Below are 22,427 nucleotides of genomic sequence, written 5' to 3' on the forward strand. Positions count from 1 at the left end.
AACAGCGGGGGAAGAATCATGAGTGTCGTTGGAAAAACGTTTTTAGGAAGCATGATGAAAGCGGAGTACTTACTCAAAGACACCGTGATAACCCTAACAACTAGAAAGTGCACGGCATAAAGAATAAAATGCGAAGAATGGTGGAGTTCACACAAGCTGGCAAGCATATCGATTTGCTTGAGTACAAAAGGCAGCTGTACTCAACTGTGAGGACGGCTGTCTTTTGTATTCAGACGTTTATTATTAATGACAAGAAAGAGGGAAAATTAACTCGATTTTAGCTTAGAGTAGAGATGAAGGTCAACAAACTTTCCTTTCGATTCCTCCGATTGTTTAAGCGTTCCTTCAAACGTAAAGTTTAATTTTTGTAAAACTCGAATGGAGTTTATGTTTCCTTGTTCCACTTTAGCTTCCACCCGATTCATATTAAGAGTGTCAAAGGCGGTCTTTATTAGTGCTGCGATTGCTTCAGATGCATAACCGTTTCCCCAATAAACTTTGGCGATATCATATCCTATTTCCGTTTTGTTATTTTCAAAGTCCAACGTATTAAATCCACAGGAACCAATTAATTCGTTTGTATCTTGGTGAAAGATGGAAAAACGAATGGCCTTTTGCTCCTGAGCTAGTTGATCTAGAAATTCAATCATCTCTTTAGCCTGTTTTTCATGAGTGAAAGGAGAGATGTTCATAAATTTCGTTACATCAGGATCTGACCAGATTTTAAATAATTTTGGAGCATCGGTAACGGACATCTTTTTTAAATGTAATCGACTCGTATATAAATCCTTAATCATTAAATCCCCTCCTGCTTGGAATCTATAAATATTATATATGATTAGAAGGTCTAAAACTTTGTAAAAAATCCAATATTCAACACCCAAAGTGAAAATCCTCTGGGTGTTTTTAGGTGTTAGCCTCTTTTTTTTCTTTAGACACATTAAATGGTTCAAAAGTCATTTAAGGTTGTAGCAGTCGCCAATACGATGAAAAAACAGCGATTATGCAACGTATATGAAGGATCAGCATTTGTTATTAGCTAGAAAATGACCACCAATCTATCTATATACCTTAATGATAAAAAACGAACATTTATAAAGATATCAATGTTTTCGTTAAGTTTTATTGTAGTTAGTGGTGAAAAAACGACCTTATTTATCAGAAAACACATTAAAAATATAAAAAAGTTGTTTACTTATCAGACAAGTTGATGTTACTATTCATATATAAATTTTAAGACTATGAATGGAATACATGGAGGGGTTAGATGGAAGGGTATCGTTCAGTTTCAGAGAGGTTTAAGAAAGAATACAGGATTTATATCGTTGCTTTTCTTATTTTGTTGCTTGCTGACTCGATTGGATCATTTGAAATTCCGATGGGTCCTGGTATGGTATTGCTCTTACCCATTTTCTACGGGATTATTATTGGGATGATATTAGGCCCTGATATTTTAGGATTTTTTAAGAAAGAAGAGGTTAAGGCAGCTTCTCCATTAGTGTTAATCGCAATCGCGCCTTTTATTGTAAAACTTGGCATACTTGGTGGAGGGAATCTTCCGAAACTTCTTGAAGTTGGACCGGCTTTATTGCTTCAAGAGTTAGGAAACATTGCAACTGTTCTTATCGCTTTACCATTGGCCCTTTTGCTCGGATTAAAAAGGGAAGCGGTAGGTGCCGCACATTCAATTGACAGAGAAACGAATCTAGGTTTAATTAGCAATCTATACGGGCCTTCTTCTCCTGAAATGAGAGGTACATTATCTGTCTATATCATTGGCGGATTAATTGGAACTATTTATATCGGATTTTTAGCGACTTTAATCGCATCTACGGATTTATTTCATCCATATGCACTAGCAATGGCAGCGGGTGTTGGGTCGGGAATCATGATGGCGTCAGCTACTGCGAGTTTGGCTCATATGTATCCGGCTTTTGCTGAGGATATTTTTATGCTCGGTGGAGCAAGTGATATGCTGACTGGATTAACCGGTATTTACGCGGCATTATTCATCGCTTTGCCTCTAGCAAATAAGCTCTATAGCGTATTGGAACCGAAGATTGGGAGACTTCGAAAATCTAACTCTACATCTACATCTAAAATTTCGAACAGCGAAGAGGAGAAAGTACTATGAAGTTTAAAGAATGGGTTATCTTATTAGGTTTAGTTGCCATTGCCATTATCACGTCTAATTTAATAGGTTACGATATTCCTGTCTTCGACTCATTCAATGGAGTACTTATTTTATGTGGAATCGCCTTAATCGCTGTTTTACTGTCAAAAGTCATTCCGTTGAAACTCCCAATTATTCTTTATTGTTCTTTACTAGGGTTATTGTTTGCAGCACCAATGTCCCCTGTAGCCGATGTTGTGACAGAAGCAACAGGCAAAATTGAATTTAAAGCTCCCCTTACCGTTGTAGGAGCATTAGCTGGAATTTCGATTGGGGCTAGTTTCCACCAATTTAGAAAACAAGGATGGAAAATGATTGTCATTGCTTTGGTCGTGATGACTAGTACGTATTTAGGATCTGTGATGATCTCACAATTCGTTCTGAAACTGACAAATGCGATTTAATTGTGTGGATACAAATAAATGAACCTGAGGTCATAAAAATGCAAACATTAACGGAAAGTGATTTGATTATTAAAGATTGTTCAATTTTAACAGCTAATTATGAAATCAAACACAATCAGTCCATTGTTATCAAAGATGATAAAATTCTAGCGATTGATGAAGCCAGGGTTATTCATGAAGGCTACAAAGCATTGTCATGGATAGATGGAAAAGGAAAGTTGTTCATGCCAGGGTTTGTAGATGCACATATGCATACATGCCAGCAATTATTAAAAGGGAGAATCGCAGACGAGTATCCTATGATTTGGACTCGCATCATGGTCCCCTTTGAGAGCAATCTAAGAGAACAAGATGTTCAAATAAGTGCTCAATTAAGTTGTTTAGACATGATAAAAAATGGAACCACTGCCTTTATTGATGCTGGAGGCACTTATATGCATAAAGTAGCGGAATCTGCCGTTCAATCGGGACTAAGAGCCGCAATTACCTGCTCAACGATGAATTCCGGTCATCGAATTCCCGACAACATGAAATCAACAAGTGAAGAGTTATTAAAAAGAAATACTCAATTATTTGAAGAGTTTAATGGTTCGGGAGATGGGCGACTAAATGTTTGGTTTTCCCTTCGTTCAATTATTTCCTGTACGCCAGACTTAATTACGAAAGTATTTGAAAAGGCTAAGGAACTAAATACTGGTGTTCAAGCACATATGAATGAATATCCTAATGAGATTAGCTTTTGCTTAGAGAATTTCCAAAAAAGACCATTAGAGGTCCTTGAATCCTTAGGTGTCCTTGACTCCAATTTCTTGAGCGCGCATAGTATCTTACTATCCGAGAATGAAATGGACATCCTAAAGGAATACGGGGTAAAAGTGGTTCACTGTCCAATCAGCAATGCAGGGAAGGGCATACCGAAAACCCCAAGCCTGTTGCAAAAAGGGGTTAGTGTAGGCATCGGGACAGATGGGGCCGCACACTCGGGATTAAGCGTATTGGATGAAATGAAAACGATGAAGTCGTTAATGCGGGCATCTTGGGGAACACCTATTTTCGATCCGTTGGTCATGCCTGCTAAGAAATTAGTCGAAATGGCGACAATAGGGGGCGCCAAGGCCATGATGCAGGAAAAACGGTTCGGCAGTTTAGAAGTAGGGAAAAAAGCGGACATGATTGGCATTCATATCGATCAGCCTCATATTCAACCAACGCATAATCTGGTCAATAGTTTAGTGGAATCAGTAAATAGCACGGATGTTTCAGATGTGATTGTGAATGGAAAGGTCATTATGAAAAATCGAGAAGTGTTAACACTCGATGAAGAAAAAATTATGTTCGAAAGCAAGTTGGCTATGGAAAGCATGTCACTACGAGCAGGAATTTAGACAGCAAAGAGACCCCTAATAAATAGAAGAATTATAAATAGAAGTGAGGGTTTACATGCTGACATATTTGTTATTGATTATTTTAGTTTCAAATCTTTTTGTAGGTATTCTACTAGGAATCTCCAGTATTGGGGGATTCCTTCTTCCTTTGATTTTTGTTGGTTTTTTAGAGTTTCCACTAAGAGATTCACTAGCTTTAAGTTTTGTTTCCTTTGCGATCGCAGGGGTGTTTGGGGCTTATTATTATTGGAAATCAGGGAACATGGATGTAAAGCTTGCGACGTTCCTTAGTATTGGGAGTATCCCTGGAGCTCTTATCGGAGTAAAGCTGAATGTGATTATTCCTGAAGATATAGCGAAACTGCTACTGTATCTCTTTGTCCTAGGAGCGGGTGTATCACTTCTAATAAAAAGGAAAAAGGGCAATCAAAATGTGGAGGGGCTATCACAAAAATCAAAGTTATTGGAGAATAAAACATCGATCCTAATTATTGGATTTATCTCGGCAGCAATCTGTTCTTTAACTGGTGCCGGTGGTCCTATCTTATTAGTCCCATTGCTTTCAAATTTAGGCGTAAGCATTAGAGTGGCAGTGGGCGTGTGCTTATTAAATTCTGTCGTTATTGCCATCCCATCGGTATTTGGTTATTTCCAATATTCGAATATGGAGAATATAACACTATTATTAGCGGCAAGTGTCCTCGGGCAGATTTTTGGAACATTAATAGGTTCTTTCTTTTCAAACAAAGTAAAGGTAAGTCATTTAAGTATTTCCATTGCTACACTGACGGTGGTATCATCAACATATATGATATTCAGGTTATTCATATAAGCCTTGTGCCTAGTTCCAGAAAACAAAAGTTAGGATGGTAAACCTTGTCGATACGAAATATACCAAAAGTTCATAAACAAACGGCAACTAAACAAGCCATTGAATATTTAAAAAAATATATCTTAGAATCCAATGATCATGAAAAAAACAAGCTCCCCTCTGAAACACATTTAGCTGCGGAGCTTGGGATAAGTAGGCTGACGGTTAGGGAAGCTCTTACTGTCCTTGAAAATGAAGGTTTTATTACCCGAAGTCAAGGAAGCAGTAGTACGATTACGACCTTCGCAAGAAAGCTTACCGAAAAAATTGACCACGCAGGCGAACTCAAAAAGTTTATTAAGGATTGTGGGTACGAAGTGTTGGTTGATCATATTACTTATTCCTGGGAGAAGTCAACGAAAGAACAAGCAGAAGCGTTAAAAATAACGCCCGATGATGAATTATTTATCGTGAAAAAAAGGTTTTGTGCAGACACCAATCCAGCTGTTTACTGTATTAACAGAATACCTCGAATCTATATGAACAAAGGACCGTTTTCAGATAATGATTTAGGGGAAGACATCTTTTCATTCATTGAGCATAAGAACAATTTCTACTTTACCCATGATTTTATGGAACTAGTCCCAAGTGTAGCAAGTGGTGAAATTGGTAAAATGCTCAATTTAGCTGAAAACACTCCTTTGTTGCGTCTCGACATTACAAAGTATACAGATAAAGGAATTCCAGTTATGTATAACACGGAGTATTATGTTCATGACTTGATAAAATTTACCGCGAGTAGAACAATCACCCATCATTAAACCAATTTGGTGCTAGTAAATTTCAACGTTTAGTCGGGCTACTACATATGGTAGCCCACTTTTTTTAAAAATGATCTAATGATTCATTTTTCTTCATACATCCCAAACAATTGGATGGTGTCTGACACCTGAATTCCCTAGCTAATTTATCAAAAGGATAGAGTAAAGAATAGATTGATTAATTTATAATATTTACTGAAATTTTCACCAAATATTTTTCCATACCTGTAACTGATAACTCATCTAGTAGGATATCCTCATAAAAATGCCTATGTTTACCGGGGTATCGATATTGAGAATAACCAGGTGCCAGGCACCATCCAATAAATTGATGTGCCTGGCACCTGCCAAATTTGGGGCTCTAGCATAGTTCGGTTTTATTATGTGCACCATAGTATTGGAGTAGTGACTACTCAAATAATTAGTTATGGAGGCTGTAAAATGAACGAACAAAATCAGCAAAATCAACAAGACCAGCAATTACAGCAAGAAATCCAATCTCTCGAACAGGCAGAAAACACTATAAAATCACAAACAAATGCAAATTTAAAGGAAGTAGCAGAGATGGAACAAGTTTTGCAACAAGTAGAACAACAGATGCAAACCTCTAACACTAACACGATGAATTTGCAAGGTAGTCAGCCACTACAACAGGTTCAAACAATCAATCTACAAGGACAAACAAGTGCAGGTTTTCAAGACATGCAACAAGCGCAACAAGAGTTACAAACTTTTCAGGCAGCAGATGTTTCTCAAGGCAATCAACAATTACAACAAGCACAACTAGAAGTTCAAAAAGCTCATATCCAGTTACAATTGGAAAACCAACAATTATTACACGCTCAGCAGCAGGTGCAGACAGAAATTCAAAAATTACATACTGCACAACAACAAGTTAAAAAGGAGCAACAGGATGTTCAAAATGCCCAACAAAAACTTCAACAGGCACAATCTACAGCAATGATGTATCAAAACGAAATGGAATAAGCAAAAGGGTAGCCATATGAAAGTTTTTAATAGGGGATTGTTTCCGGCTGGTACATCCCCATTTTTCTTATTTAACCATGGAATAAATTTCAAGAACCTCAGAATACTTAGTTCTCGGCATAAATCTTTATAAATATTGACATTATCCTTGATTTGGACTAGTTTTCCCTCCTCAAATTATCCACTAGGCAAGCACTTCATGATGATAAAAATAGGATAACAGTTACTAAAAAAAAGATTAATAATCTGTTTTAAACTGGATGGTGCCAGGCGCCATCCAGAATTTGTTAAATTTCGAGGTGATTTTTGCGTTTGTAGCTTTTTATATTAAATAGTAATCTTTTAGAAGATTTGATCGGATAGACTAGGTATCGGTCGTTATGTCCCTTTGTTATAATAGGAGGATACTCTATACTAGATACTTTGAGATACAGGAATGAATAAAACGATTGGGATTTTAGCACATGTTGATGCCGGTAAAACGACTTTTTCTGAGCAACTTCTATATCATACAAACAGCATTCGCCTAAGAGGTCGTGTTGATCATAAAGATACTTTTTTAGATAGCCATGAAATTGAGAGACAACGAGGAATAACATAGCAAGGGGCTAGATCTGTTTATGACTCTTTTCTTAAGGGGCAACAGTATTCAAATGGTCCGGTTGAATGTCTGGTAATTGCACTATTTTAGGCTTAGGTGGACGTTTGTTCTACCTAATGTCAAAAAGCCTAAATCTACTCTAATCCATAATTAACCGCACGGTGAATTCACTCGTGTGGTTTTTAGATTTCTTACATTTACTTTGCTGTTTTGTAGTGAATCTTTACGAGATACAAAGATTCTCAGGTAGGCAACGGGGCTTGGCCCCAGCTACCTGTTAGGTCAATACCCATAGCAGGCCAAGCGGGGAATAATAGGTTATGCTCTGTCTAGATATGCTAGGAACTGAAACCAATTAACCCGGATATAAAAATTAACATTATTGTTTCATTAGTACAAAATGAATTTATGCAAGTTAAACGTTGGGTTTAGGAATTTATCGTTTTGTTTTCAGAATCTACCCATTCATCAACCAAGTTAAGAAAATTCCTTACAATTGGTTCATTTTCGTCACTCTTCATCCATACTAAATAGAGTTCCATTTTTGGTATTTCACCTGTTAAATCCCTGTATACAACATCTGGAATCGTTCGTTCCTTTGCCATCGTCGTGACAAGGGAGACTCCCATATTTGCAGCAACAAAAGTGAGAACATTATAAATTCCCTCTGCTTCTTGAGAAACTTTTGGGGTAAATCCAGATTTATGGCACATGGATAAAATGGTATCGTAATAACCTGGTTCGATGTTTCGAGGAGGTAAGACGAAGGGTTCGTTCTTCAATTCTTTGATATCTAATGGAGAAGAATCGTTGGCTAATGGATGATTTCTTGGCAGAGCAGCAATGAACCGTGCATCTCCAATAAGTCGAAAATTTAAGATTTCCGTGTCAATAGGTGGACAAATGAATCCAATTTGGATTTTCTTTTCTTGAAGGGACTCAACCTGTTTATTTGATGATAAATGGTGTAATACCAATTCGTTTTGGGATTGTTTAGACCGATAATATTGATAAAGTCTAATTAATATGCTATTAAGTATTCCCGTAAAGCCAACTTTCAATTGACCAAACTCTCCTATATGAACCCTACGTGTATCTTCAATACCTTTCTCGAGTAAGTTCATTATTTCATAAGATCTTTCTAAAAAAAGTTTTCCGGCTTCTGTTAGTTCTACATGACGTTTTGACCTTTTCAATAAGATTACATCCATTTCTTTTTCCAACTGGCTTATTTGCTGACTTAGTGGTGGCTGACTAATATTTAGTCGGTTAGCGGCTCTGCCAAAATGTAACTCTTCTGCAACTGCTATAAAATATCTTATGTGCCTGATTTCCATTCTTTCGCCCCCCTAGCAATAGCAATATATCCAACTTTTAATATTTTATAAATATTAAAACAACTTTATTATATATTAGACCAATCTACATGTGGTTGCTAGTATAAGATTATAGAGTTTATTTTCAGAATAATCACAACAATTAGGGGGATTAAATGATTCAATCAATAGAAACATTAAATAACTTAATACAAAATTCCTTTTATCATCCCAGCAAAAAAATGCACTCCATATTGTTGAAGGCTTGCCAATAACACAGGATGGAAGAGTCGATAAGAAAGCACTCAGAGCTCCGTTCTGGGAACTGACTGAAATGAAAATATAAAATGGAGGGAAATATGACAAAAGATTATGAGACCTTATTAATTGAAAGCGAGAAACCTATTCTCAAAATTACTTTCAATAGGCCAAATAAAGCAAATGCGATGAATAGTAAGATGAACGATGAATTAAATGATGTCCTTACTTTTCTTCAAAGCAACTCTGATTACAAGTTTGTCCTTTTTACTGGTAGTGGGAACGCTTTTTCGAGTGGCGCAGACATGAAAGAATTGTTGATAAACTTTGAAAATAATAAAATGAACTCCTCGGAAATAAGGCTAGATCAGATTCAAAGACAAGAGTTTTTAAGGAAATTTGATGCCTTGGATCAGATTACAATAGCTGCCATTAACGGACCTATGTACGGGGCAGGATTTGCATTAGCTATGGCCTGTGACTTTCGGATAATGGCGGAGGATGCCACGGCTTGTTTACCTGAAGTGGAACGTGGTTTGTTTTTCTCTGGAGGAGGGACCCCACGTTTAGTTAATTTAGTTGGTCCAGCGAAAGCAAAGGAAATAATCATGCTATGTGAAGTGATTGATGCTAAAGAGTCACTCCATATCGGACTAGTGAACAAAGTTGCTCCAAAAGGCCAACTATTTGAAGTTACAAATGAATTCGTTTCTAAGTTGAGGAAAAGCCCATTTTCGCCAATTAGGATGACGAAAAAGATTGTGAATGCATCCGTTCCTAGATTTGAAAACCTATTATTATATGAACCAGAATTACAAAGTTATATGATGCTTTATGGTGAGGCACGAGAAGAGATTAATAAATATATTCATCAAAAAAGTAATACAGCTAATTAAAAACCTTGGGAGGGAAAGAAATAATGAATAATGGTTGCTTGTATCAAAAATCAAATTTTAATCGTCTAAGTGAATTTAATGATCTTGTCCCTGATGCTTTTAAAGCATTTATTAACTTCGACCAACAAGCATTAAAAAGTGGGAAGCTATCAGGTAAGTTAAAAGAGTTAATCGCAGTTGCTATTGCACATACTACCGGATGTCCATATTGTATTGATTTGCATGTTAACCAGGCTAAACGTTTAGGAATGTCAAAGGAAGAACTAGGTGAAGTGGTTATGGTGGCAACAGCATTGAAAGCAGGTTCCGCTCTCGCTCACGGTGTTAATGCATTGAATGCCTATGATCAAAATGGTGAAGAAGAGTTATATAAAGCTTCCTATTTTAATCGTTTAAAAGAGTTTTCGGAATTAAATAAAGATATATTTCAGTCCTTTGTAAAATTTGATCAGCAAGCGTTAAAGCCAGGCTTACTTACACGCAAAGAAAAAGAATTGATTGCTGTAGCGGTTGCACATGTCACAGGTTGTCCTTATTGTATTGATGTACATACAAAAGGGGCTAAGAATGCCCAAGCTGATAAAGTGGAAATAGGTGAGGCAATCATGGTCGCAACAGCATTAAAAGCAGGATCAGCATTGGCACATGGAGTGAATGCACTAAATTCTTTCGATTAAAAAATATAAGAGAATACCATCTTTATAGAATTGGTATTCTCTTTCTTTTCCTAAAGTGTGACTGGGTTTAACAAATTTTAAAATATAAAATGGAGGGTATCAATGGGGCAGTCTGTATTGACCTTAAATAATTTATTGCAAAACACATTGGACACCAACCAAAAGAAGATTGCACTACATTTTGGTGATAAGAGTATGACATATGAAGAGTTGCGAGTTTCTGCCAACCAGGTGGCACATGCACTCCAGTCTCTTGGTGTAGGTAGAAACACAAGAGTTGCTCTGTTTATGTCAAATACAGAAGAGTATGTTGTTTCTGAACTTGCTATTTACCTCGCAGGTGGAACAAAGATTGCCTTAAACAGTATGTTAACTGAATTGGATGTAAGCTTTATTTTAAAAGATTCCAAGTCTGAAATTTTAATCGTAGAAGAAAAGTTTTTTTCTATCATTAATCATATTGTAGATCAGCTACCAGACTTAAAGACAGTCGTTTTAGTGGGCGCTGAAAGGGATTATGGTAGTAATTACGTTCTATGGGATGACTTTATTAGAAACCAACCTAAAGATAATGTGGAAGTCCATTCACACCCTAAAGACCAATCTTTCATTCTCTATACTGGCGGAACGACAGGAAACCCAAAGGGGGTTGTTCATAACCGTGAAACAACGAGTCTGACCTTCTTATCCCAGATGATAGAAACAAACATGCAACATGATGAAAAAATACTATTAACAACTCCTCTTCCTCATGCAGCTGGTCTTTATTTATATGCAGGGTTATTAAAAGGGGCTGAAATATTTATTGAAGATAAATTCGACCCGCAAACCATGCTTGAAAAAATCGAGCAGCACAAGATCACATTTTTAAGCTTGGTCCCAACTACTCTTTATCGATTACTAGATTATATGGAAGAAAAAATTTACGATGTAAGCTCGATTCGTACCATTCAATATGGAACAGCCCCTATTACATTAACACGGTTAACCCAAGCAATTGATATTTTTGGTCACGTTTTCCTTCAAGCCTATGGTCTTACTGAAACCCAAAGTGTTGTATCGTGGCTACGAAAAAATGACCACAAGAAAGGGAAAGACCAACCTTCTCTTTTAAAAAGCTGTGGAAGACCCTCGATGTTTAGCAGAATCAAAATTGTTGATGAAAATAGGGATGAAGTTCAACCAGGAATCGAAGGAGAAATTGTCGTCCATTGTTTAACTAACATGATTGAGTATCTTGGTCTTCCTGAAAAGACCTCTGATACTCTAACAGATGGTTGGGTATTTACGGGAGATTTGGGGGTTATCGACGAGAATGGCTATCTTTATGTGTTAGATCGCAAAAAGGACATGATCATTAGTGGAGGAATGAATGTATATTCTACCGAGGTAGAAAATGTCATTCAAAAACATCCAAGTGTACGGCAAGTGGCGGTAATTGGAATACCAGATGACGATTGGGGAGAAGCAGTAAATGCATTTGTTATTTTAAAAGAGGACACAGCACTAACAGAATTAAAGGAATATTGTAAGAGGTTTCTTTCAAAATACAAAGTGCCAAAGGCTATTCATATTGTCGAATCGTTTCCATTAACTACCTACGGGAAAATTGACAAAAAGACATTGAGAAGTCCATTTTGGAAGCAAAAAGAAAGACAAATATAATACCTGCACGGAAATGAAAGGGATTACATTTTTTGGGTGAATCATGGCCATATTCTTCAATTTCGAATTGTGAAAATCAATCCGGTTGTGATTATTTACGTCTATAGAAGCCTGAACTGCAGGAATCTATCATGATGTCTCACGAAATACGCCAAGAAATAGATTACTATTTAATAAGTAAGGAAAACTAAACTAAGTGAGGGTGTTGATGTTATGGGCAAAGTAAGAATAAAGGTATTATTTTTCGTTTTAAGTGTAATGGTTGTTTTGATAGGATGTTCAGGAAATTCAACAGGTTCTAATGAGTATGTTTACGAGCTTAACTTTAATATTCAGTCCAACACAACACATCCTTTTTACACAGAAGCAATTGAGCCGTGGGCAAAGTTTGTTGAAGAAGAAACAGATGGAAAAGTGAAAATTACTGTTTATAGTAGTTCTGCTTTAGGTACTTTAGATACAGCCTATGAAGATATTAAAGGGGGAGTCTATGATATTGGTTATGTAAGCCCAATGACAAATATTGATACAGATTTGTTTCCCCTTTCAATTGGTGACCTACCTTTTGCTTTTACAGACAGTTTAGATGTTATGAAGGTAATGGAGAAATATAGAGATAATTTCTTAACAGAAATGTCCGACCAAGCAGTCTGGATGACCATTTCATCTACTGATGCATACCAAATCTATAGTAATGAGCCGATTAAAACGATTGAAGATCTTAAGAATAAGAAGTTTCGAACAGAAGGTCCATATAATATTGACTTAGTTAAACATTGGAATTCAGTGCCTGTTTCGATCAATTATGTCGAAATGTATGAAGCGATGGAAAAAGGTACGGTGGATCTAACAGAGTATACATCAATTGGTGCATTAGGCTTTAAATTAGAGGAAGTATCGAAGCACTTAACGAAGATTGATAAAAATGTGGCCCAATTACTGTTCTTAATGAACGGAAGTGCATTTAACAATTTACCAGAAGATATTCAAAAGAAATTCGAGGAAGTACTAAACCCTAAATTAGGTGAATTAATTGGACAGCTTTATCATACGCAATCAGCAGATTCAATTAAGACATTTGAAGAAAAAGTAAAGGACAAAGGTGGGTCAGTCATTATTCCATCAGAAGAAGAACTAAAAGAATTTAAAAAACCATCAAAGGAAATTTGGGATAAATGGGTAGAAGAAGCCGATAAGAGGGGATACCAAGGTCAGGAAATGATGGATTACTTTTTAGAGACTTCTGAGGAAGAGGGAATTTCCAAACCGTTTTAAAATTAGATAAACTTGGAAGGGTTCTTTTATCCTTCCAAGTTAGCTTACTATAAAAGTTATGAAAGGATGTGTTTTCTATAGAAAAGCTCATTTCATATATTACTTTAGTGAATAAATGGGTTGCGTTTGCAACATTGGTTTTTATGATGGTTTCGGTCAGTTATTTTGCAATCGGAAGAAGCATGGGGCATCCAGTCCTAGGTGACGTAGAGCTTGTCCAATTTAGTATGGTAATTGTTATTATGTGTGCTATGCCATTTACAGAGAAAACAAATTCCCACATCGCAATTGGCATCATTGTGGATAAGTTGCCCCATCGTGTTCAGACCATTCTAGATATTTTGTCACATTTATTGACCCTTATCTTTTCTATTCTTGTAGCTTTGTTTTTTGTAATGAAATTAGATGTTCAACAATCTTCGGATTTATTAAGAATCTCCTATACTCCATTTAAGCTCATTATCGTTTGCGGTTTTACTGGTTGGGCGCTTGAAGCTCTAGTTAAATTGGTACAATCAATTTCGAGATTAAATAATAAAGGAGTTATGGAATTAGAGAATGAGAGGGGGATTCGTGTTGACAGTTGAACTAGTTGGTTTATTTGTCATCATTGCTGTTTTTGTTTTAATGTTTTTGCGAGTACCGATTGCCATTTCAATGGCAATACCCGCATGCATCGGTATTTTTTATTTACGCGGATCTGAGACCCTTATCACCTTTATTAACAGTGTTATTTGGGAACAGAGCTTTCATTATACGTTAAGTACAATTCCTCTGTTCATTTTGATGGGACAATTTTTGTATGTATCTGGTATTAGTCAGGAATTGTTTACGACCTTTCAAAATTGGTTTGGAAAAATAAAAGGTGGTCTGGGATTTGCGACAATTGGTTCATCAGCTATGTTTGCCGCTGCGTCCGGTTCCAGTGTTGCAACAACTGGGACAATGGGGATCATCGCATCCCGAGAAATGTTAAATGCGGGGTATAATAAGAAGCTAACGGGTGGAGCGATTGTAGCAGGGGGTACCCTAGGTATTCTAATTCCACCAAGTACAACCTTTATTATTTATGGAATGATAACGGAACAATCTATCGGAAAACTCTTAACTGCGGGTATTATACCGGGAATATTACTAACCTTATTATTTATGCTCACAATCGCCATTTGTGTTCTTGTAAAACCTGATATGGTAACTACCCATTCCCAACGAGATGTAGGTTGGAAAGAGCGTTTTCGTTCATTAAAATCAAATATCTGGATTTTTATCTTATTTATAGTTGTAATTGGAGGACTCTACTTTGGTCTTTTTACTGCTACGGAATCCGCAGGTGTTGGTGCTCTTGGTGCATTTCTAATCAGTTTGCTTCGAGGGAAGCTTACTAAAAAGACTTTTGTTGATGCTTTTTTTGAAACAATTAAAACAACTGGCTTTATGTTTGCCATTGTCTTAGCTGCATTTACCTTAAACTATGTTTTAACCATCACCCGTCTTCCATACGTACTTACTGATTTCTTGTTTTCATTAGATCTTTCAGCAACCATGATCTTTATTTTAATTGTACTTATGTATATTTTACTAGGTGCTGTCATGGATACATTAGCCATGATGGTTGTAACCATTCCGATTATCTTACCATTATTAGAAAGGTTGGGTTTTGACCTCATCTGGTTCGGCGTTATTATCGTTCTGGTCATCGAATTAGCCCTCATCTCACCACCAATCGGAATGAACTGTTTTGTTCTAAATGGAGTAGCAAAGGATTTAAAACTAGGTGAAATTTTTAAAGGCGCACTCATCTTTATCGCCCCAATCCTAGTCTTAATCACACTCATTTACATTTTTCCAGATATCGCCCTATTCTTACCAAACACTATGCAATAGTGAAGGAGATAAGTGAAACAGGGATAAATTTTTTGTTAACAACGCGGGGACGGTTCCTCCGTTTCAATATTTGACTACAAAAAACACCGGATCCGTCCCGTTGTTTTCTATATGGGGTGCCTGGCACTTTCTATTTTTTTCGGGATGGTTATGGACTAATTGATTGACTAGATTTCTTCTTGTCGTACATGTCAATAACAAAAAAAGGAACTTATCACACTAGTAAAAAGGGAGTGTTCATATTGGGTAAAAGATTAATGTCTGAAATGACTTGGATGGAAGTCAGAGATGCAGTTGATATGGGAGAGGGAGTCATTCTACCAATCGGTGCGACGGAACAGCACGGTCCACATATGCCTCTTTGTACAGATGCACTTCTATCGGAGAAAATGGCACTTGATGTGGCAAAGAGGAGTAACTTGATTGTTGCACCTACGGTTTGCTACGGATTTCGCTCACGTCCTACAACAGGTGGTGGACAGACCTTCCCCGGTACAACTTCAGTTAGGGGCTCTACCTTGACAGCAATTATAATGGACGTTGTCAAAGAATTCATTCGTACGGGCTTTAGAAAAATCGTGCTTTTTAATTGGCATTTTGAGAATACCAATTTTATCTATGATGCAGCGTACAATGTGATGGAGGATACAAAACAAGAGTATCCCGATGTAAAGTTGCTTATTATTGAAACACCCTTTAGCAAATTGAAGCCAGAGACCATGGAGTATGTCTTTGAGGGACAATTCCCAGGCTGGGGGATTGAGCATGCTTCTATTTTTGAAACATCTGTCATGATGTATGTAGCACCGAATCTAGTTAATTTTTCGAAGGCAAAGGATGATCAAGCGGAGTATTATCCATTTTATGACATGCTTCCTATTCCTAAAAGAATTACGACAGAGAGCGGAATTCTGTGGAAGGCAACCTTAGCATCTAAAGAGAAGGGGGAAGTGGTATGGAAAGAGATTTGTGAAAATTTAGTAAATTCAGTAAATATGGAATTCACGAGATGGGAAAAGGAAAACTAGATAGCTAATCTACTAGCATGACGTGAAACCCTTGTAGCTGGTGTCAATTAGGCTCATTAAAAGGCCCCGTGCTGGAGGTAACGGGTAAATGAAGATTTCTCGATCACATTTTGGGAGGGGAAACAATGATAGGTTTTCAGCCGAAATCGGAACATAATCTTTATAGTGAATCGTTGGCTCCAGTAGAGTTTTCCGAGAGAAAAGTAGGGTCATTTGGTATTGGCATGATTTGGTTTGGTATCGCGGTCCAGGTGACGAGCTTCTTGGTTATGACACCGTTGGTACAATATTATACAGTTGGGGAACTTGTATGGATTAATCTGATTGGTCAGTTACTCGTGTGTTTAGCCTGCTTTGTCACACAGGAAATTGGGTTGAAATATGGCGTGTCCTTTGCTACAACCATAACGGCGGTGGCAGGTCCTCTGGGTGGGAAAATTGTTGGAATTGTGCGTGCGTTACCAGCGATTATATTTGTGGGATTAAACGGTTTTATCGGCGCAACCGCAGTCAACATGTTTATGAAATCTGTGTTTGGATTTGACAACATGTTGATTGCCATCATCATTAATGCCTCGTTACTCATACTAGTCACAATTACCGGTGCCAAAGGCATCGAACGATTTACGACTTTTGCGGCACCACTGATGATCATCATTGGCGCTATTATGTTTTATGTATTAATGAAAACGCATGGTGTCGGCTTGATTGATGTTTGGGACCTTGGTCGTACGTCGGGGACAGATAAAAGCTGGTTGTATGGGTTTGGTGTCTGTTTAGGTGGCTATGCGGCCGTAGCAATGGGATTTAATGATTTTACTAAAGACTGTAAGGTGAAAAATGGCAACATGAAGAAAGCCGCAAGAACTCACTTAATTTTTTATAGCCTGATGTCGGCACCATCATTTATGTTCTTTACTATGATTGGGATTATTACCGTAGTTTTGGTACCTGGAATGACCGGAGCGGAAGTACTTCCTTATCTTACGGAATTAGTAGCTGGAGGAAATAATGCCATCATCGCAATCTTAGCCTTGTTTGTATTTGTCGCACAACTATCAACCAATACTGCGGCAAATCTGTTCCCGTCTGAGTATGTAATCTGCGCACTTGCTCCTAAGAAGATTAATTTCAAAACAGCTGCCGTTATTGTAGGCGTGGTTGCGTTTGCTATACAGCCTTGGAATTTTGGTCCAATTCTTGATGTGTTTCTAGCGGTATTCGGGGCAGCAGGCGGTCCTGCACTAGGAATCATTGCGGTAGATTATTACTACTTCCGGAAAAGGAAATACAGCCTTGGGGATCTCTTTAATAGCAAGGGGAAGTACTCATACTGGTATGGAATCAATCCCGTATCCTTATCTTGTTATTTAATAGGAATCATAATTGGTCTTATGTTCCTAGACTATAATTACTTTGTTTCTTTAATTTCTACTTCTGTCCTTTATATGGTTGCAGGCAATTTGTTTGCAAAGAAATTCCCAGTTATGGTGACTGAAACAGCAGAAAATATTACGAACTTCACTATTAATGATGATCCTACCATTCCGATGTAGTTTGCCACTTCTCAATCGTATTAAATGAGGAGAATGATTTGGAACCTGGATTCTGGTAGCAATCTTCTAATCCTGTCCTAAGGCTGGTTTGTCTCGCATATTAGATTGCACAAGGAGTTGGGGAACATTGTATTTTTTTATGGAATATAAATGGGTCATCTTAATAACCCTTGAGGTGTTTGCGTGGGCGTCCATCTTTTTTCTCTTATATGCTAGATACGGGTTGAAATCAGACTTCTGGTTCAAGGTTGCCACAGTTCTGTTTGCCATCACAGGAGTGATACCCCAAGTAATAATGGGGATTATTAATTTCATTATCACAAAAAAAGTAGACCTTTTTACGCTGATTATTGTGCTATTGATTCTGTATGGATTTACTGTCGGAAAAAAACACATAAATAAGCTGGATGCCTGGGCACAGATGAAATTTTCAAAGCAAAGATTATAACTAGAACAGTGCCAGTGTTAGCTCGGATATTCTTGTTTCACAGAAATGTTTCAGGTTAGACTGTTTCCATTAATACCTTTCCTACGTTGATGATAACAAGATAGTTGCAAGGTACAAGCGGGCGTTTCCTACTTAAAGGATGCGCCCGTATTTAGTTTTATTAGGGATTCTTTTACATAGGTGGTTACAGGGATATTTTTTAAAAATATGATATGGACAAATCGCCCTCTCGTCCGTTAAGCAGGCAACATAAATTAGTAGTGGCCTGTCGCCCGCAACGCAATTGTTTCCTAGCGGAAGAACGATCCCAGGTAAATTTATCCTCGACCTTACAGCGGGGAAGAGTCATGTGTATTGCTGAAAAAACTTTTTTAGGAAGCTTGATGAAGGCGGAGTACTTACTCAAAGACACCGTGATTCAACCTGAACAGCTAGAAAGTACACGGCATATAGAATTAATGCGACGGATGGTGGGGTTCACACAAGCTGGCAAGCCTATTGATTGCTCCACTTAACCACCTAGCTATGCCGTATTTGTACCGCACAATTTTATGATTCGTTTACCTCAATCCATACGAATATAGCCTTTACATATAAGTATCGTGTATCCAGTTCAAATCTCAGAGAAACTAGGTTAGAAAGGTTGTCACAAAACCAACATCTCTAGGCATAAATGTTACTCAAAGGCGTACCACCTTGCATCTCCCGATATTTTTGAAGGGTATAGAGCAAACTATGGGGGAAAGAGATTCGAATAAATCTACATAGTTTAATAGTTAAATACGATATCTCAATGCGCGAACTTTGGCTTATTCCGGATATTCGTCATGCCACCCTTGTTGGGCTGGCGAATGGGAAGAGACAAACATCCACTTCAATCACAAGAATTGCGGATGCCTCTGGATATAACCGATATCAATAAGATTATTTCCATTGTTGATGTAGATATTATTAATCAAAACTAAACATCATCGTTGACTTCTGTCTTACCTAACTACCTGTCGTCACACCATCGATAGGGGGATATAGAGTGGTCCGTCACTCTATATTCAATTCTTTTAATTTTCGATACAATGTTGTTCTACCGATACCTAAGTTCTTTGCTAATCTTCCCTTATTCCCATTAAACATTTCTAAAAAAGTGGACAATATTACTTTGTCAGCTTCGAATACACTATCTTTGTAGCTTTCCATAATAGGTATTTGGATTTTGCTTCTTATATTACTTTCATTATCAATCTCCATGCATTCTTTTAATAACTGAAGGCAGGACTCTTTTGCTATTTCTTCATTAGAAGGATATAGAATAATAAACCTTTCTAAAATGTTGTATAGCTCGCGTATATTACCAGGATAATGATAACCGCTTAAAATATCACATAGACTTTTGAAAAAAGGTTCGGTTGAATAATATAGGGATTTATTATTATCCAATATGAATTGTTTAGCTAAAGGGAGGACATCGTCAATTCGGTTACGCAGTGGTGGAATATGTATTTTTAATACATTAAGTCGATAGTAAAGGTCTTTCCTAAATTTATTTTCTTTAACTAGGGAACTTAAATCCTCATTGGCGGCAGCAATGACTCTAATATTTACAGGAATGACTTTACTTCCGCCAATTTTCACAACCTCTCTCTCCTGTAAAACTCTTAATAAGCGAGATTGAAAATGAAGAGATACTGAGTTAATTTCATCTAAAAAGATCGTTCCATTATGAGCGATTTCGAATAATCCCTTTTTTCCTTTTTTATTAGCTCCAGTAAAAGCACCATCCTCATAACCAAATAATTCACTTTCGAGTAGGTTTTCTGGTAATGCCCCACAGTTGATTGCTACAAAAGGGCTGTTATTTCGATTGCTATAGTTGTGGATACTTTGAGCAAACAATTCCTTCCCTGTTCCTGTTTCCCCAATAATTAGAATTGTGGAGTCCGTTTGTGCATATCGCTTCGCTTTTTCAATATTTTTTTTCATAATTGGAGTTTGGTAAATGATTTGATTAAAACTGGTTTTTGCTATCAGTCCTTTTGCTTCGGTTTCATAGCGGTATTTTTGTTCCAGTTTTTGAATTTCAGTAATATCTTGAAAAATAGTAACGTTTCCAGCTTTAGATTCTTTAACCATAATAGGCACTCTATTGACGTTAAATGTCGTATTATTATACTCAATTAACTCATCGTTTAAAATTTTCTTGCTAACTATATTCTGGTGATCGGTCTTAGTAAAAATAGATTCAACTTTTTTCCCGATTTTATTTCCCTCAAGTGATAATAGTTTACTAGCTGAATGATTGATAAGCGTGATTTCATTTTCTTCATTAGTAGCAAGTATTCCATCACTAACTGAGTGGAAGATAGCTTCAAATTCTTTTGCCTTTTTTTCTTCTTTTCTATTAAAATCAATGATTTCAATAGCTCTATTGATTGCTTCTAAAATAGTATTTTCAAGTGAATATATTAAAATATTGTTTAGATTATACTTTTTAGCATAATTAACCGCAACGGTTGTTCCAATTACTGTCCCGTTAGATGAAGCAAACCCTTTTATTTTGGTTTCAAGTTCGTCTTGCGTATTATAAGTGATAAATTCAAAATTTAAATCTAATAAATCCACTAAAATAGAATAATCATATTCAATTTCTTCAAATTTAGCCATAGCAATAGCTATATGATTTGAGTGCTTAAGCGCCTTTTTTATTGCTGAAAGTATATCGATTGCAGTTATTTTAAAAGTAATAATAGGTATGTCAGTTATTTGTTTAAGTAATTGCTGATTGGCTCTGCCCGTAATAATAATATCTGTTTGTTCCTCAGTTAGGATAGGTAGGACTTCCAGACACTCCTCCAAAAGGCACTGATAAACATCAATGGTTACATTATTATTAATATTTTTTATAATGCCTTTTGTGAGATCTATAAAATCTTTGTAACCAAGTATAGCTATCTTTGGCTTCATCCTTATCCTCCTCAGAAACGTAATATACTAATTTTAAAACAAAAATCCCATTTTTGAAACAATTTATCTATATTTTCTGAAAAGATTAAAATATCTATTTATTAAAAATGTGAAAAGTTATACTATATAAAAAAACAGGAAAAATTACAATTTAGATAAGTTTATAAACGATAATTTAAAATTTACAGCTAAAATAAATTACGAATCTAGGGGGTTGGCACAAATCTTGCAATACTTTTTTATAAGTTTGAAAGGGGGAATCTGAAAAATGAAACTAGGTCTTAAGATTTATTCTGTTTTGTTGTTACTTCTTCTTGTAATTTCTGGATGTAGTTCAGAAAGTAATTCAGAAGGTAGCGGCAATAGTAGTTCCGGAGAAACCTTGAAATATTCCATAGCAGCAGGTAGTACCGGAGGTGGTTTCCATTCAGGTGGTACCGCTCTATCAACGGTCTTAAATGAAAACACCTCGAATCTGGAAACTGTCGTAGAAGTTACCGGTTCGTCAAAAGACAATGTCCAGTTATTGCAGGCAGGGGAAGTAGAGATGGGTTTATCTTCGACAGAAATTGCTTGGGAAGCATATAATGGTGAATTTACTTTTGAAGGACAGCCCCATGATAAATTACGGACCTTATTTCCCGGGTGGCCTGGCGTTTATATGTTTGTAACTCTTGAAGACTCAGGGATTGATAGTGTTCATGATTTAGATGGGAAAAAGTATAGTTCAGGACCAAAGGGAAGTGCGAATGAGGTTTATGCTGACAGGGTTTTTAAAACCTTTGGAATAGAACCAGAAATCGTGAATTTGCCAACATCAGATGCTGCTAATGCATTGAAAGATGGAACAATTGACGGATTTTCCATTGCTTGGCCTTCATCAGCCGTAACGGAATTAGAAACAAGTCATGACGTTAAAATAGTGTTGCTTGGTGACGAAGACAAGCAGGAATTTCTAGATCAGAACCCACCATACGTTTGGCTTGATATTCCTGTTGGAACATATAAGGCTGTTCCAAATGGTGCTGAAAGCTTTGGGTTATACAACTTATTCCTTGTTAGTAGTGATATCAGCGAAGACACAGTTTATGAAATTGTGAAAGCTGCTTATGAAAACACCGACTATATTAAACAGGTTTGGCCGCAGATGGCAGACGGGATGGCAACAGAGTTTGTTGATAAAACGACGATTCCATATCACCCAGGTGCAGTGAAATACTTTGAGGAACAAGGGGTAGAAATTCCTGAAGATTTATTACCTCCGGAATCAAACTAACTATTAAG

The 22,427-nt window shown here is 36.8% G+C and carries 19 protein-coding genes and 1 pseudogene; 17 read left to right on the top strand and 3 right to left on the bottom strand.

The window, feature by feature from the left end; translation table 11 throughout:
• Nucleotides 1–266 precede the first annotated feature (266 nt).
• Nucleotides 267–797: a GNAT family N-acetyltransferase gene (locus LG336_RS08705; protein WP_404332183.1), complete on the bottom strand. Its 531-nt coding sequence runs from the start codon at nt 795–797 to the stop codon at nt 267–269.
• A gap of 470 nt (nt 798–1,267) precedes the next feature.
• Here LG336_RS08705 and LG336_RS08710 point away from each other — a divergent pair, with 470 nt between their 5' ends.
• The 7 genes and pseudogenes from LG336_RS08710 to LG336_RS08740 all read left to right on the top strand — a co-directional run.
• On the top strand, nt 1,268–2,134 hold the full coding sequence (locus LG336_RS08710; protein WP_404332184.1) for a DUF3100 domain-containing protein: 867 nt from the start codon (nt 1,268–1,270) through the stop codon (nt 2,132–2,134).
• Nucleotides 2,131–2,577: a hypothetical protein gene (locus tag LG336_RS08715; RefSeq protein ID WP_404332185.1), complete on the top strand. Its 447-nt coding sequence runs from the start codon at nt 2,131–2,133 to the stop codon at nt 2,575–2,577. The genes LG336_RS08710 and LG336_RS08715 overlap by 4 nt, the downstream gene beginning before the upstream one ends.
• A 38-nt stretch (nt 2,578–2,615) precedes the next feature.
• Entirely contained in the window at nt 2,616–3,962 is a 1,347-nt protein-coding gene (locus tag LG336_RS08720) for an amidohydrolase family protein (protein ID WP_404332159.1), read from the top strand.
• Nucleotides 3,963–4,017: 55 nt separating this feature from the next.
• Nucleotides 4,018–4,794 (top strand): sulfite exporter TauE/SafE family protein, encoded by a 777-nt coding sequence (locus LG336_RS08725; RefSeq protein WP_404332160.1) that lies wholly within the window; start codon nt 4,018–4,020, stop codon nt 4,792–4,794.
• 44 nt (nt 4,795–4,838) lie between these two features.
• A complete protein-coding gene (locus tag LG336_RS08730) occupies nt 4,839–5,594 on the top strand; it encodes a GntR family transcriptional regulator (RefSeq protein WP_404332161.1) in 756 nt (251 codons plus the stop codon).
• A gap of 441 nt (nt 5,595–6,035) precedes the next feature.
• Nucleotides 6,036–6,581 (top strand): hypothetical protein, encoded by a 546-nt coding sequence (locus LG336_RS08735; protein WP_404332186.1) that lies wholly within the window; start codon nt 6,036–6,038, stop codon nt 6,579–6,581.
• 436 nt (nt 6,582–7,017) lie between these two features.
• Nucleotides 7,018–7,179, top strand: a pseudogene (locus tag LG336_RS08740) (GTP-binding protein); the annotation flags it as partial.
• Between the two features lie 431 nt (nt 7,180–7,610).
• Here LG336_RS08740 and LG336_RS08745 read toward each other — a convergent pair.
• On the bottom strand, nt 7,611–8,519 hold the full coding sequence (locus LG336_RS08745) for a LysR family transcriptional regulator (protein ID WP_404332188.1): 909 nt from the start codon (nt 8,517–8,519) through the stop codon (nt 7,611–7,613).
• Nucleotides 8,520–8,857: 338 nt separating this feature from the next.
• Here LG336_RS08745 and LG336_RS08750 point away from each other — a divergent pair, with 338 nt between their 5' ends.
• From LG336_RS08750 to LG336_RS08790, 9 genes are all read left to right on the top strand, one after another.
• A complete protein-coding gene (locus LG336_RS08750; RefSeq protein WP_404332189.1) occupies nt 8,858–9,652 on the top strand; it encodes an enoyl-CoA hydratase/isomerase family protein in 795 nt (264 codons plus the stop codon).
• A 23-nt stretch (nt 9,653–9,675) separates the two neighbouring features.
• The gene (locus tag LG336_RS08755) at nt 9,676–10,329 is read left to right on the top strand and encodes a carboxymuconolactone decarboxylase family protein (RefSeq protein WP_404332190.1); all 654 of its coding nucleotides are present in this window, start codon (nt 9,676–9,678) and stop codon (nt 10,327–10,329) included.
• Nucleotides 10,330–10,431: 102 nt separating this feature from the next.
• Complete coding sequence (locus tag LG336_RS08760) at nt 10,432–11,994, top strand: AMP-binding protein (RefSeq protein WP_404332192.1); 1,563 nt, start codon at nt 10,432–10,434, stop codon at nt 11,992–11,994.
• A gap of 213 nt (nt 11,995–12,207) precedes the next feature.
• The gene (locus LG336_RS08765; RefSeq protein ID WP_404332193.1) at nt 12,208–13,269 is read left to right on the top strand and encodes a TRAP transporter substrate-binding protein; all 1,062 of its coding nucleotides are present in this window, start codon (nt 12,208–12,210) and stop codon (nt 13,267–13,269) included.
• Nucleotides 13,270–13,337: 68 nt separating this feature from the next.
• Nucleotides 13,338–13,856 (top strand): TRAP transporter small permease, encoded by a 519-nt coding sequence (locus tag LG336_RS08770; protein ID WP_404332195.1) that lies wholly within the window; start codon nt 13,338–13,340, stop codon nt 13,854–13,856.
• Nucleotides 13,846–15,153, top strand: coding sequence for a TRAP transporter large permease (locus LG336_RS08775; RefSeq protein WP_404332196.1), 1,308 nt, complete (start codon nt 13,846–13,848; stop codon nt 15,151–15,153). Before LG336_RS08770 ends, LG336_RS08775 begins: the two co-directional genes overlap by 11 nt.
• Nucleotides 15,154–15,395: 242 nt before the next feature.
• The gene (locus tag LG336_RS08780; protein ID WP_404332197.1) at nt 15,396–16,181 is read left to right on the top strand and encodes a creatininase; all 786 of its coding nucleotides are present in this window, start codon (nt 15,396–15,398) and stop codon (nt 16,179–16,181) included.
• A 125-nt stretch (nt 16,182–16,306) separates the two neighbouring features.
• Nucleotides 16,307–17,737 (top strand): cytosine permease, encoded by a 1,431-nt coding sequence (locus tag LG336_RS08785; RefSeq protein ID WP_404332198.1) that lies wholly within the window; start codon nt 16,307–16,309, stop codon nt 17,735–17,737.
• A gap of 127 nt (nt 17,738–17,864) precedes the next feature.
• A complete protein-coding gene (locus LG336_RS08790; protein ID WP_404332199.1) occupies nt 17,865–18,185 on the top strand; it encodes a hypothetical protein in 321 nt (106 codons plus the stop codon).
• Nucleotides 18,186–19,223: 1,038 nt separating this feature from the next.
• Here the strand turns inward: LG336_RS08790 and LG336_RS08795 are convergent.
• A complete protein-coding gene (locus LG336_RS08795) occupies nt 19,224–21,143 on the bottom strand; it encodes a sigma 54-interacting transcriptional regulator (RefSeq protein WP_404332200.1) in 1,920 nt (639 codons plus the stop codon).
• 268 nt (nt 21,144–21,411) lie between these two features.
• Between LG336_RS08795 and LG336_RS08800 the strand changes: the two genes are divergently transcribed.
• Complete coding sequence (locus tag LG336_RS08800; RefSeq protein WP_404332201.1) at nt 21,412–22,419, top strand: TAXI family TRAP transporter solute-binding subunit; 1,008 nt, start codon at nt 21,412–21,414, stop codon at nt 22,417–22,419.
• The last annotated feature ends 8 nt before the right edge of the window (nt 22,420–22,427 follow it).

It is taken from the genome of Mesobacillus maritimus (genome assembly GCF_044803185.1).
Classification (GTDB): domain Bacteria; phylum Bacillota; class Bacilli; order Bacillales; family Cytobacillaceae; genus Mesobacillus_B; species Mesobacillus_B maritimus_B.